The sequence below is a fragment of the Bacillus sp. Pc3 genome, from assembly GCF_000815145.1.
Classification (GTDB): domain Bacteria; phylum Bacillota; class Bacilli; order Bacillales; family Bacillaceae; genus Bacillus; species Bacillus velezensis.
The window spans coordinates 3,674,466-3,690,117 of the sequence record NZ_CP010406.1; the positions used below are offsets into that span (position 1 = coordinate 3,674,466).

Here is a 15,652-nt window from a genome sequence, read left to right on the forward strand (position 1 = left end):
ACGGAGCAAATTTAATTTTCTTAGGAGGATAAGGTTTTGGGTAAGGGAGACAAACAAAAAGACCGTACACAGTTATCCTTAAGAACAGAAATAAGCAATCAAATGAAAGAATTGAATCGGCTTTTGCTGCAAGTGCTGCGGGTGACGCTGCGTTCAATGGGTCTGACCGGCGAAGCGCCGGCGGCTTCCTGTCTGCCTTTATATGAACGCTGGCTGGAAGAAAGCATCCGTCTTTTAGACAGCGATTTTAAAAGCGGTGAAACGGCCGCGGTTTGGGAAGAGTGGCATAAGAAGAAAAACGAATGGCTGAAAGATTCGGATATGAAAGCGCAGGTTCTGCTGGCGGATACCGTCATTCAAGCTTTGCCTGACATTTTAACAGGCAAAATAAAAGCCACTGACGTGATGTTTCCCGATTCTTCAATGGAGCTTGTTGAAGGAATCTATAAGCATAACATTCTCGCTGATTATTACAACGATGTGCTGGCAAATGAAGCGTGTATGTATGTGGAAAATGTAATGAAAAACAATCCTGATGCAAACATCCGTCTGCTGGAGATCGGAGCGGGCACCGGCGGAACGAGCAGCACACTGTTTAAAAAGCTCCGCCCCTATCAAAACCATATTCAGGAATACTGTTATACCGACTTGTCAAAAGCTTTTTTAATGCATGCCGAAAAGGAATACGGCGCGGACAATCCGTATTTGACGTATCAGCTGTTTAATGTGGAGCAGCCTGCGGCGGGCCAGGGATTACATCTGCGAACCTACGATATCGCTATTGCCGCAAACGTGCTGCATGCCACCAAAAATATCCGGAAAACCTTACGGACGGCAAAAGCCGTATTGAAAAAGGACGGTTTGCTGCTCGTTAATGAACTGGGCGGGCATACGCCGTTTACACATGTTACATTCGGCTTATTAGAGGGCTGGTGGCTGTACGAAGACGAGGCGCTGCGGATTCCGGGGTGCCCCGGTCTTTATCCGGAAACATGGAAATCCGTTTTAATGGCTGAAGGTTTTCATTCCATTCAATTTCCGGCTGAAAACGAACGTCTGCACACCCAGCAGATTATCACGGCGAAAAGCAACGGAGTCATCAGGCAGAGCAGGGAAGCTTACACCGCGCAAAAGCGCCAATCAAACGTACCGCAAACATCCTCTGATCGTCAGCTCCCCATCAAACAAGCGGGAGAGGGGCTTTCGGAAAAGACAGCGGCTTTTCTGATAAAGGCTGCGGCAAAAGTATTAAAAATGCCGGCAGAAGAGATAAATCCGCTGGCTCCTCTGGATGAATACGGCATTGACTCTATTCTGATCGTTCAGCTGACGAATGAGCTGCGGGATCTCGTCCCTGATATCAGCAGCACGCTGTTTTTTGAATACCGGACGATAGGAGAGCTTGCCGCATTCTTGGCTGAAACGAAGGAGCGCGAACTGCATGCGCAATTTTCTGAAGAAGTCCCTCATACTGAAGCGGCATCATCCGGCTCTTTGCTTGAAAAAAGCACAGAGTACCTGAAACAGATCGTCAGCGCCATCTTAAAGATGCCGATTGAGGACGTTCAAGCCCATACGCCCCTTGAAGAATACGGAATCGATTCCATCTTAATCGTACAGCTGACCAACCGCGTGCGGGAAGACGTCCCTGATATCAGCAGCACTTTGTTCTTCGAGTATCCGACAATCGGCGGATTAGCGGACTATCTCGTCAGCTCAAGACAGGAAGATATGGCTGGGATTTTCAAGACAAATAAAGAAGCCGAAAAGGCGCCGCACACTTTACAGAAAAAGCAAAGCCGTAAAAAAAGCGCCGGATTGACGAAGCGCCAAGCGGCATCTTTTTCTGAAAAAGCGCCGCCCGCTTCCGAACCGCCGTCAAAACACTTTGAAGTGGCAATTGTCGGTCTTGCCGGACGGTATCCCGGAGCTGAAAATGTTAATGAGTTCTGGGAACGGTTAAAGACCGGTGAACACGGAATCACCGAAATTCCGAAAGACCGCTGGGATTGGCGGGACTACTATGATGAGACAAAAGGTAAGGAAGGCCGGATGTATACAAAGTGGGGCGGCTTTTTAACAGATATTGATAAATTTGATACGCTGTTTTTTAAAATCTCCCCGAAAGAAGCGGAGCGCATGGACCCGCAGGAGAGACTGTTTCTGGAAACCGCTTATGCGGCCCTGGAGGATGCCGGATATACCCCTGATTCACTATGCGCCGGTAAAAAGGTTGGTGTCTTTGCGGGTGTTATGAACGGCAACTATCCGACAGGGGCCCACTACCACTTTATCCCGAACCGCGTATCCTATGTGTTTGATTTTCACGGTCCGAGCATCGCGGTCGATACCGCATGCTCCTCATCCTTAACCGCCATTCATCTCGCCGCAGAAAGCATCAGAACAGGTGCATCTGAATGCGCGATTGCCGGCGGCGTAAACCTGATTACAGATCCGGTTCATTATATCGGACTTTCTTCTATGAGAATGCTGTCACCGTCAAACGCGTGCAAAGCGTTCGGTGATAAGGCTGACGGGTTTGTTGACGGAGAGGGCGTCGGCTGTATCGTGTTAAAGCCGTTGAAAAAGGCTGTTGAAGATCATGATCATATATACGGTGTCATTAAAGGAAGCGCTCTGAACGCCGGCGGCAAAACGAACGGGTTCACCGTTCCGAATCCGAAAGCACAAGGAGAAGTGATCGCAGACGCGATGGAGCGGGCAGGGATTGACCCGAGAGCAATCAGCTATCTGGAAGCCCACGGCACCGGCACTTCCTTGGGAGATCCGATTGAAATCGCAGGGTTAACCAAGGCTTTCCGCCGCTATACGGATGCAAAGCAATTTTGTTCCATCGGTTCTGTTAAATCCAATATCGGACACCTGGAAAGTGCGGCGGGCATTGCTGCGGTCACCAAAATTCTTCTTCAGATGAAACACGGATACCTGGTGCCGTCGCTGCATTCAAAGCAGCTGAACCCGGAAATTGATTTTGAAACTTCTCCTTTTATCGTGCAGCAGGAAACAGCGGAATGGAGACGGCCGGTCATAGAATCTGAAGGAGTAACACGGGAATATCCGAGAATCGCGGGTACATCTTCTTTCGGAGCGGGCGGTGCAAATGCTCACCTGCTGATAGAAGAGTATGAACCGGCTGAAATGACTTCGGCAGACACCGGCCGTCCGGCGCTTTTTGTTTTATCGGCAAAAGATAAAGACCGCTTGCGCGAGCGGGCTCTGTTGCTGTCGGATGCCGCCGGAAACGGAACAATTACAGATGCGAATCTGCTTGACGCGGCATTTACCCTTCAAGTCGGCAGGGTCCCGATGGAAGAACGGCTGGCGATGACAGCGGACTCTGTTTCTGAATTGGAACAGAAGCTGACTGCTTTTCTGAATAATTCCGGTTCTGTAAGCGGGGTGTTTACGGGCCGGAGTGATAGTGCTGTCACGGAGACGGGAGGCACAGTCAGTGAATGGATGGAAAAACGTCAATTTGACAGTCTTTTGAATGCCTGGGTTCACGGGGCGCCCGTCGATTGGGCATCTTTATATAAAGGCGCGCTGCCGCATCGTATCAGTCTGCCGTCTTATCCATTTGCAAAAGAAAGCTACTGGATGAAGCGGGAAGAACCAAAAACAGGAACAACTGAATATGTGCATCCTTTCCTGCATGAAAATACGTCAACCTTGGCGGAGCAAAGCTATCATACATCTTTTACAGGCCGGGAACACGTTTTCCAGGATGTGAGCGGGGAGCGGGTTCTGTCGGCAGCCGTTTATTTAGAAATGGCGCTTGCGGCTTTTCATCATGCGGCAGACAGCTCTGAAGAAAAAGAGATATGGATCCGAACGGCGGCATGGACTGACCCGATTACCGGCGGACATCACGGTGCGGGCGTCAATCTCTCCCTTCTGTCTGAAGACGAGGAAGGCATCCATTATGAAATATACAGTGACGAAGAGAAGCTGCATCATTATGGAATCATCGGACAAGGGAACATACAGCCATCCCGCGTGCTTGATATTGCCTCCTTACAAAAAGACTGCCGCCCGCTGTCATTCGATTATGAAACACCAGGCACATCAGGTGTAACGATCAGTAAGGAGTTCCGCACCGTTGAAAAGCTTTATGCGGGAGAAAGTGCGGTTTGGGCGAAGCTTGCTCTCACAGATGAAAGCGGCCGTAATCCGGGATATCATCTGCCGCCGGAATTTCTGGACGCAGCTTTTCATGTCCTGGCAAAAACGGAGCCGTCAGTCCATATCGTGCCTGAAGCGGTTGAAGAACTGCGCGTCATGCGTCCGTGCTCATCCGGCATGTGGATGTATATGAATAAAAAGAATCAAACCGGCTGTGACATTCAATTTTGTGACGAAACCGGCACTGTCTGCGCAGAAATCAAAGGGATAAGAATGAGACAGCCGTCTCAGCAGGATCACGGGCAAGAGGAACAATCCGAGATGATGATATTTGAAGAAATGTGGACGCAGCAGCCTCTGAAGAAATCTATTCATGAAGAGCTGAAAACGGTCATCTGTTTTCTTACGGGAGAAGCTGCCAGAAAGCATGCTTATCAGTCTTTACAAACCCTTTATCCGGGAGCCGGCGTGTTTTTTATTTCACAGGGTGAGGAAACTCAAAAGCTTTCAAACACGCATTATCAAATTAAAATCACTGACGGACAAGCATATCAAGAAACGTTTCGGCATATTGAAACGGCTGCAGGCAAAGCAGATGCCGTTTTATATGGATGGCCGCTTGAAGATGAAAAGGCCGTGAAAGACTATTCCGTTCTGTATCATGTGATCCGCGCAGCTGCTTCTTTGCGTTCTAAACCGAGGCGGATCCTTCTTTCCGCTCAGTGCGGGAGCGATACCGATATCAGTTACGCCGAGTCATGGATCGGCCTGGAACGGTCGCTGAAACTGATCTTGCCGGAGACGGATACGGCCGCGGTTTATTTTGAACAAAAAGGACCGTTAGAAAAACTGATCCATAACGTATGTGAAGAACTTCACAGCGAGTCGTTCGGCAGTGTCATGTACAGTGGGGAAATCCGCCACGTCATGGAAATGAAGCAGACGGATATTGCCCCTGTTGAGAAGCGTGTGATAAAGAGCGGAAAAACGTACTTGATTACCGGCGGATGCGGGGGTTTAGGCTTGTTATTTGCCGGATATTTCGCTGAAAAAGGACCGGTTACGCTCATTTTGACGGGGAGATCAGCGGCAGCCGGCCCGGTGCTGAACAAGATAAAGAGATTGGAAGAATCAGGCGCCAAGGTGTTTTACGTGCAGGCGGATGCCGCAGATCAGGCCCAGATGGAGAAAGGTTTGCAAGAAGTGAAAGAGAAAGGATGCGGGCCGATTCACGGTGTCATTCACGCTGCAGGTCTTCAAGGCACTGAAAGCATTCTGGAGAAAGATCTGCAAACCTTTCAGCAAGTCTTATCGCCAAAAGCGGACGGCACCGCGGTGTTAGATCAGGTTCTGTCACGGGAGCCGCTTGACTTCTTCTGTTGTTTCTCTTCTTCTTCAGCGATTTTAGGAGACTTTGGTTCTTGTGACTACGCGATGGGGAACCGCTTCCAAATGGCTTTTGTCCGTCATCGGGATAAACTTGTGAGCCTCGGGCTCAGAAGCGGCAAGTCACTTGCAATCAATTGGCCGCTTTGGAAAGAAGGGGGGATGCATGTCGGCACGGCGGAAAGCACCGATATATATTTAAAATCAAGCGGACAGCGTTATTTATACACTGAGGAAGGACTCGAAGCTTTTGAAACATTGTTAGTCCAGCCGTCCAGCCAGTATCTCGTCCTGGCCGGTTTTCCGTCGAGGGCCAAACGCTTCCTGCAGATAGATCAAGGCGAACGGCCGATTTCGGGTTCTGTAAACAGGAACGTCCCGTTTTCAGGAAGGCGGAGTGAAATGAAAGGCTTTACACTGGAAGAATGCGTAAGCTGGGATGTGAAAGAACTGGCGGCGGGGCTTTTGAAAATAGACAAGAACAGACTGACGGACGCTGACAATCTGGCTGATTTCGGCTTTGATTCTATCAGTTTGGCGGAATTCGCCTCTTCTTTGTCCGCCCATTACGGAATTGAAGTGACACCGGCCCTGTTTTTCGGACATTCCACACTGGAGAAGGTCGTCCGCTATTTTCTGACGGAACACCAGTCCGTCATGGAGCATGTCTATGAAGAAAAGAAACCTGAATCCGCAGATCAATCTGTCTTTGAAAAGGCAGGAACGGAAAAGCGAAAGAAGCAGAGGGGAAGAAATAAGCTGAACGCCGGAACCGAGGGCAGTCAGGCAGCTGATTCCATTGCCATTATCGGCATGAGCGGCCGATTTCCTCAGGCGCGCACGGCGGACGAGCTGTGGGATATTCTGTTTCAGGAAAAGGACGTTGTCGCACCGGTCGCAAAAAAAGGCTTCATAAGTTCAAAATGGAAACTCGGTGCTGTACCGGGGGCGGACGAATTCGACCCTTTATTTTTTGAAATATCGCCGAGGGAAGCTGAAACGATGGATCCGAAACAGCGGCTGCTTCTTCAGGAAGCGTGGAGGGCCCTTGAGGACGCCGGCTACGGCGCCAGTCACATCAAGCAGCAGACGATCGGTATGTTTGTGGGGGCGGAAGAAGGAGATTATCACCTTTTAACACGGGACAAAGGCAATGTCACGTCTCATCATAACGGTATTTTGGCGGCGCGGCTGGCTTATCACTTGAATTTATCCGGTCCTGTGATGGCGATAAATACAGCATGTTCTTCGGGGCTCGTTTCTGTCCATCAGGCGGTATTAAGCCTGCAGAATAAAGAGTGCACAACAGCTGTTGCGGCCGGGGTGAATATCATGAATACCCCGGACTTTTTTGAAACGATAGATAAAGCCGGAATGCTGTCGGAAAACGGGACATGCTTCGCGTTTGATAAAAGGGCTGACGGCATGGTTCCGGGGGAAGCGGCCGCGGCGGTTGTTCTGAAGCCGCTGAGAGAGGCGGAAAAAGATGGTGATCCGATTTACGGGGTGATTCGGGCGAGCGGCATCAATTATGATGGGAAAACAAACGGAATTACCGCTCCGAGCGGCGTCGCGCAGACCCGGCTGCTTACTTCCGTTTATGACCGGGGGCGTATCAACCCTGAAGATATCGAATATATCGTCACACACGGCACAGGTACAAAACTCGGTGATCCGGTGGAAATTAACGCGCTTTATGACGCATTTTCTGCCTATACAAACGAAGAAGCTTTTTGCGCGCTCACATCAATTAAAACCAATATCGGCCACACGTTTGCCGCATCAGGCATTGTCAGTTTAATCAGTCTTTTACAGGCGTTCTCCCGTGAGATGATTCCCGCCAGTCTGCATTGCAGCGGGGAAAACCGCTATATCAACTGGGAGAAGAGTCCTTTTTATGTGAATAAAACGGGTAAACCGTGGCCTTCTCTGCCGGGTAAAAACCGAATGGGGGCAGTCAGCGCATTCGGGATGAGCGGAACAAACGCCCATGTCGTTATGGAAAGCTATAAGCGCAGCGCTTCACCTCATCGTGATGCCCCTGCATATTTACTTACTTTGTCTGCAAAAACAGAGGAGGCCCTTCAGGAAAAAATCGAAGATATGATCACTTGGGCGGAAAATGGCGGACTGAAAGAAAATGATCTGGCCCAGCTCAGCTATACGTTGTTAAAAGGACGGCATCACTTTAACCATCGCGCCGCCATCGTGGTGCAAGATGCTGATGACGCAGTGTATGTATGGAAGCAGGCAAAGCTTAATGAACATCATCCTTATGTGTTTTCGGGAAAAGTACCGCAGCACTTTGCAGGGCGTCAGCATATTCAGGAGCACATAATAGAAGTGCTCGGCAAGTGCAGCGCCTCATATTCTGACCATAGAAAATATCAGGAGCTGTTATGCGTGCTGGCAGATTTTTATTGTCAAGGTTATGAAATCGAAGGGGACTTGCTTTATGGCGGACCTTTGCCGCGAATCGGCAATCTGCCGGGCTACCCGTTTGCCAGGCAGACGTATTGGGCGTCCGATCGTCTTCAGGGAGAGCTTGAAAGCCGGAATTCAGACGAACGTGAAAAGCTTCACCCGCTGCTCCATGCGAATACATCGACCTTGACCGCCCAGCGCTTTACTTCTGTTTTTTCAGGGCATGAACCGTTTTTTGCCGATCACATCGTCAATGGAAAACCGGTGCTTCCGGGCGCGGCTGCTTTAGAAATGGCCCGGGCCGCCGTTACGCTTGCCGCCGAAGACTTGGCCGGCGGGAAAACGGGTGTAAGGCTCAAACAGATCGTTTGGCTCCGTCCGGTGACGGCGCTTTCTGAAGGAGTGACGCTTCATGTAAAGCTTCAGCCGGAAGAAAACGGAGACATTGCTTTTGAAGCGTATGCCGAAGGAGAAGAGCCGCTTGTCTTTTTCCAGGGAAAGGCCGTGCTCGAAGAGACGGAGCGTGCTCCGGTACTCGATGTGGAAGCGGTTCAGGCGCGCTGCGGCGGCCGTCACTTGTCAAAGGCTGAGTGCTATGAAGCGTTCGACAGCCTCGGCATCACCTACGGACCGTCGCATCAGGCGCTTGACGCCGTCTATGCCGGAAGCGGAGAAGTGCTCGCGAAGCTCACTCTTCCGCCGTCCGCCCGCGAAGAAAAGGAGCCGTTCATCCTGCATCCGAGCATGCTGGACGCCGCCCTTCAGGCTTCTATCGGTCTCGTGCTCTCAGACGGTTCCGCGTCCGGACGGCCGTTTCTGCCGTTTGCCCTGCAGGATATGCAGGTGTTTTCTGCGTGCCGGGAGACGATGTGGGCGGTGCTTTCCTCAGCGGACGGCGCCTATCATATTGAGCTGTGTGATGAAAACGGCGCGGTATGTGTCCGATTGACGGGGCTCACCGCCCGTTTTCTGGAAGAGGAAACGGAGGAAAAACCGCTCTTGCTTCAGCCAAAGTGGCAGGAATCACCGCCGGGTGAAGGCGGCGGACAAGAAGAGTCTTTCAGATACGTGACGCTGTATGGCGGAATGAACGCTGAGGACATAAGCGGCGCCGTATGTGCGGCTGACGGCGAAGGTCCGATTGAAGACCGTTATGACGCCTGCGCGGCGGAGCTGTCAGCGATCGTCACGCGTCTTATCAAAGAAAAACAGAAGAAAAAAACGCTGATCCAGCTTCTTGTCCCCGACAGGGGGGAAGACAATGTATTGGCGGGGCTGGCCGCTTTTCTGAAAACGGCTCACCTTGAACATCCGAAGCTGTACGGCCAAGTCATCCAAGCCAATCCGGGCGAGTCAGCCTCGGCGCTTCTTGCCAAGCTGAAAGAAAACCGGGCGCATCCTGAACAAGCGGAAATCCGTTATGAAGCCGGCAAACGTCTCGTCAGAAACTGGCGTCACCTGCCTGCCCCTCAAAGCGGCGCCGTTCCGTGGAAAGACGAAGGGGTTTACCTCCTCACCGGGGGAGCGGGCGGCATCGGCCTGATTTTCGCTGAAGAAATAGCCTCCCGCGTCAAAAATGCCGTTCTCATATTAACGGGGAGGGCGGAAGCGCTTGATGAAGACCGCTCCGCCCGCTTACGGCGCTTGGAAGCGTCGGGTGCCCGTGTATTGTATCAACCGGTTGACGTGACAGACAGGGCGGCGGTCATCGCCCTCGTCCGCGGCATACAGGAGGAGCACGGAACACTCGACGGGATCATTCACGGCGCAGGCGTAATCGCTGACAATTACATTCTGAACCAGACAGAAAACGAACGGAAGACCGTCATGGCGCCGAAAGTGAAAGGGCTTATCAATCTTGATGAAGCAGCGAAAGATGCGCGGCTGGACTTTTTCATTCTGTTTTCTTCCTTGGCGGGAGGTATGGGAAATCCGGGGCAGGCCGGTTATGCGGCAGCCAACGCATTTATGGACGTTTATGCAGCCCGCCGGAACCGTCTCGTGCGGGACAACAGGCGGAGCGGGCAGACCCTGTCCGTCAACTGGCCGCTTTGGGAAGAAGGCGGTATGCGTGTGGACAAAGAGACCGAACGGCTGATGTACGAACAGACCGGAATGAAAGCCATGCGATCGGCCTCAGGCATCCAAGCGCTTTACGCCGCTTTTGCCTCCGGAGAACACCAGGTCATGGTGGCAGAAGGCGACGAAAAACGGATCCGCAGCCATATTTTCGATCTGGGGGAAGAACAAAGCGCCGCCGGACAAGCTCCGGCAGTGACAGATGCAACAGATCTGAAAGATCAGGTTCAAGAGAAACTAAAGCGGCATGTATCAGATCTTTTAAAGGTAAGCATGAAAGATATCGAGGCTGACAGCGAACTGACGGAATACGGATTTGATTCGATCATTTTCACTGAATTTACAAATCTATTAAATCGGTCTTACCAGCTTGAGCTCAGCCCGACTATCTTCTTTGAATTTCCGACATTGCGCAAACTGAGCGGCCATTTGATATCTGAATGGAAAGAAGCATTCAGCGGCTTAGAAAGAGAGAGTTTAAAAACCGCTCCAAAAGCCGGAGTAAGAAAAGCTGAAGCTCCGGCGGCCGTTCATGTCAAGCGGGAAACGCCCGTATCCGTAAAAGGAAAATCAGAAGAAAAAACCGAACCGATAGCCATTATCGGAATCAGCGGTATTTTTCCGCAGGCGAAAGACATAGATGAATTCTGGACACGTTTACAAAAAGGAGAGCATTGCATCACAGAAATTCCCCGAGATCGCTGGGATTGGCGCGAATATTACGGCGATCCGGCAGCGGATGCAAATAAAACGTCAATTAAATGGGGCGGTTTTATAGATGGAATCGCCGGGTTTGACCCGCTGTTTTTCGGGATATCTCCGAAAGAAGCTGAAATGATGGATCCTCAGCAGCGTCTATTAATGATGTATGTGTGGAAAGCCATTGAAGACGCGGGGTACTCAGCAAAACGGATTGCCGGAACAAAAACCGGCATTTTCACCGGCACACTGGGAAGCGGATATCAAACTTTAATCAATAAGGCGGGTCTTCCTGTCGAGGGGTATACGATGACCGGAATCGTGCCGTCCGTCGGGCCGAACCGGATGAGTTATTTTCTTGATATCCACGGGCCGAGCGAGCCGGTAGAAACCGCTTGTTCAAGCTCTTTAGTCGCCATTCACCGCGCGGTAAAAGCCATTGAAACGGGAGATTGTGATATGGCGGTCGCAGGGGGCGTCAACACGATCGTCACGCCTGAAGGGCATATCGGTTTTCAAAAAGCAGGCATGCTCAGTGAAGACGGGCGCTGCAAAACATTTTCCGATCAGGCTGACGGTTATGTCAGAGGAGAGGGTGCCGGCATGATTGTCTTGAAAAAGCTTTCAGAGGCAGAGCATGACAGGGATCACATCTACGGCCTCATCCGCGGTACAGCGGAAAATCACGGCGGACGCTCAGCGTCACTTACCGCGCCGAATCCGCATGCTCAGACGGATGTGCTGAAAAGCGCTTATCAAAAAGCCGATATTCACCCGTCAACCATCACTTATATAGAAGCGCACGGAACCGGAACGGCACTCGGCGATCCGATTGAGATCAATGCATTGAAAAAAGCTTTCCAAACAGACGGGGCGCCGGGCGGATATTGCGGGATAGGCTCAGTGAAGACAAATATCGGACATTTGGAGCTCGCAGCAGGTATTGCGGGCGTTATCAAAGTATTGATGCAGCTGAAACATCGGACGCTCGCCAAAAGTCTGCATTGCGAGAACATCAATCCCCATATCAAATTGAAGGACAGCCCGTTTTACATTGTGACAGAAACAAAGGAGTGGGAAGCGCTACGTGATGAAAACGGCCGGGTCCTGCCCCGCCGGGCGGGTGTAAGCTCATTCGGTTTCGGAGGTGTCAATGCGCATATCGTTATTGAAGAATACATGGGCAGAAGTGAGACGGAACAGCAGGAAACCCGTGAGAAAGCGTCATCTCTTTTTGTTTTGTCGGCTAAAAATGAAGAGCGGCTGAAAGAAAGAGCGCGTCTCCTTCGCGATTTTATCCAAAACGGATCATCCCGCCATATCGATCTTGCAGATGCCGCATACACACTGCAGACCGGACGGGATGCGATGGAAGCGAGGCTGGGAATCATTGCAGGCTCCGCAGAGGAACTGACTGAAAAACTGAACGCGTTTCTGATGGGAAAAAACAGCGAAGATATCATCAGCGGCCGTAAAAAACGCGAGAATAACACGATCTCCATGTTCTCAGACGATAAAGACGCTGCTGACCTCGTCAGCGCCTGGCTTGAGAAAAAGAAATACAGGAAAGTGCTGCGGCTCTGGGCAAACGGATTTGACACGGATTGGGAGCAGCTGTATACGGACAGGAAGCCGCGCCGCATCAGCCTGCCCTCCTATCCGTTCAGAGCCGACCGCTATTGGGTGCCGAAACGGGAGCAGCTGCCGCTTTCGAATCAAAAAACAGTATTATTGCAAAAAACATGGGAACCGTGCGAGGCAGTGTCTTCATCCGAGCCGTTCAACAACAAAATAGCGCTCATCGTCTCTGAAGATACAAAAGACCTTGCCGCCGAGGTGAAAAAACAGCTGAATGATGCTGACATTGTGCAGGAAAATCAGCTCATCTCTTTCTTACAGGGTCCGAACGCGGCCATCTATTCCGGGTTTATTGACTTCACCGGCTGCGGCTCCCGACAAAAGCGGCAGGACATCAGCTGGGTGGCATCGCTGCAGCAGCTGATTGAATACGGCCGCGGACAAGAAAACATGAAAATGCTTTACCTTACAAAAGGGCTTGAAGCCTTCAAAAATAAGGCTGCCGTTATGCATGGTATTGAAAAAGCGGGGCTTTATCGCATGCTGCGGAATGAATACAGCCATATTCTCACTTGTCACGCCGATATTGATCCTGAAGGGCCGCTGGAGCAGACAGCCGCTTTTATTAAACAAGAAATTCAATCAGACTTAACGGAGTCTGCTGTTTGCTATAGGGACGGCATGCGCTTCAGCTATGTTCTTCGGCAGACTGATCAGATTGAACCAGAAGCCGTGCAAACAGACCGGACTGCGTTTCCAAAAGACGCCGTCCTGGTGATAACCGGAGGAACGCGCGGACTCGGCGCGTTATGCGCCAAGCATTTCGTTTCCGCATACGGTGTGAAGAAACTGCTTCTGACAGGCAGAAAGGAGCTGCCGCCGAAAACCGAGTGGGATCTTGAGCAAACAGACCCTGTCGTTTCGGAAAAAATACAGCTTATCCGGCAGCTGGAATCACAAGGCGTAAAAGTGTGCGTCTCAGCAGTTGATCTGACGGATAAGCAGGCCGTCGGACGGCTTATAAAAGAGGTAACCTCAACGCTCGGACCTGTCGGAGGCATTCTGCATTGCGCGGGAATTGCGGACCGTGAAAACCCTGCTTTTCTCCGCAAATCCAAAGACAGTATTGCGCGGGTGCTCGCCCCGAAAGCAGACGGCCTTCACAGTCTGTATGAGAGTGTAAAGGATGGTGCGCCGGCATTTTTCGTCCTGTTTTCATCTGTCTCGGCAGCCGTCCCGATTCTTGCGACGGGTCAGAGCGATTATGCGATGGCTAATTCTTACATGGACTATTTTGCAGAAAACAATGAGAGCGGTATCATTAGCATACAATGGCCGGCATGGGATGATACGGGCATGAGCAGGGATACAAAAAGCGGGATGTATCAGCAAACGGGATTGCTGCGGCACTCTGACGCGGAAGGTCTCAAGATGCTTGATTACATTTTAAGAGAAAGACCCGGAGCTGTCGTGCTGCCGGCACAAGTGAAACATGATTGGGACATCAAAGCGCTGGAAAACGCCAAGCCAGCCGCCAATAAAGGAATGAAAGCAGCTTCCAAACCCCCTGAAACCAAAAAACGGGAACATAACCGGATTGATATTCAATCTTGGCTGAGGTCGCTTTTGGCAAAAGAGCTGAGTATCGATGAAACGCATATGGATATCGATGTGCCTTTTCAGGAATACGGAATGGATTCTATCTTTCTGGCGCAAGTGCTGACAAAGATCGATCAAAAACTGCCGTCCGTTTCAATTGATCCGACTGTCCTTCTGGAACACCCTACCATAGAACAGCTCGCGGATTATTTAGCCGCACATTGTCCGGAAGCTTTTTCGGCAGATGCAACAGTTCCCGCGGAGAAGGTCCCTTTGCAGAAGACGCCGAAACGGAGCAAAAAAACGGCAGATAACCCCGGGAAACGGGGAAAGGTTGCGATCATCGGCATGGCCTGCCATTTTCCGAAAGCGGGGGATATAAGAGAATTTTGGAAGAATCTCCGCAGCGGAACGGATGCCGTCACTGAAGTTCCGCCGGACAGATGGAACGCCGGGGAACACTATCGGCCGGGTGAATATCAAGAAGGAAAAAGCATCAGTAAATGGGGCGGTTTTATTCACGATATTGATCAATTTGACCCGGAGTATTTTAATATTTCAGAAACGCTGGCACCGATGATAGACCCGCTGCAAAGGCAGTGGCTCGAAGTGAGCGCGGAAGCTTTGGCCGATGCCGGTTATCAAAAAGAGGATCTCTGGGGCCGCCGTATCGGCGTTTTTGCCGGTGCAAGGGCAGGTGCGTTTCATCAGAAATTTCAATATTTGCAAAAAGACGCGATTATTGGCGCGGGGCAAAATTTTATTACCGCACACATGGCGCACATTTATAACTTTACAGGGCCCAACCTGGTCGTGGATACGGCCTGCTCCAGTTCGCTTACGGCAATTCATTTGGCCGTGCAGGCCATTCAAAATGGAGAAGCGGAAGCGGCCTTTGCGGGCGGGGTTGACATTTTGCTTGATGAAAAACCTTTTCTCACAATGAGCGCGGCGAGAATCTTATCGCCAAATGGCCGTTCAAAATCTTTCGATGCCGATGCGGACGGAACAGGAATCGGAGAGGGCTGCGGTGTGCTGATGCTGAAGCCGCTCGAAAAAGCGATAGAAGACGAAGATAAAATATACGGCGTTATTGACGGCTCTGCGATAAATAATGACGGCAGCACAATGGGCGTGACGACGCCGAATCCCCGGGCGCAGCAGGACTTGATTGAGCAGGCGGTTCAATCAGCGGAAATCGATCCGGACACCATGACATACGTAGAGACGCACGGAACCGGTACATTGATCGGCGACCCGATTGAATTAAAGGGATTAACCAATGTCTTGTCTGCTTATTCCGATGAAAAACAATTTTGCGGTGTAGGAAGCGTCAAAAGCAATATCGGCCACTTGCTGAGTGCGGCGGGCGCGGCGGGAATCATCAAAGTTTTGCTGGCGATTGCCAATGAAGAACTGCCGCCGACTTTGCATTGCCATAAACCGAACCCCCGCTTCCAATTTAAAGATTCTCCGCTTTATCCTGTGCTTGAGCTGAAGCGGTGGAACGGAAAAAAAGAGATACTCAGGGCCGGGGTCAGCGCGTTCGGTTTGGGCGGGAATAACGCCCATATCATTGTCAGCAACGAAGGAATTCCGAAAGAGCGAAAAGCGGCCATGGAACCGAAAGGCGGCCAGACAGTATACCGAAAACAACGGTATTGGCCTGAAAAAGCACAGTTGTCCGAAGCGGAAGAAAATGAGGCGGGCACAGAAGCAATGTTTGAAATAAGCGAGGTGTGAT

Annotated in this window: 1 protein-coding gene; it reads left to right on the forward strand. The window is 51.0% G+C overall.

The genetic code is table 11. The annotated features are described in order from the left end of the window. Positions 1–36 precede the first annotated feature (36 nt). Complete coding sequence (locus SB24_RS17725; RefSeq protein WP_039254581.1) at positions 37–15,651, forward strand: SDR family NAD(P)-dependent oxidoreductase; 15,615 nt, start codon at positions 37–39, stop codon at positions 15,649–15,651. Position 15,652: the final 1 nt, after the last annotated feature.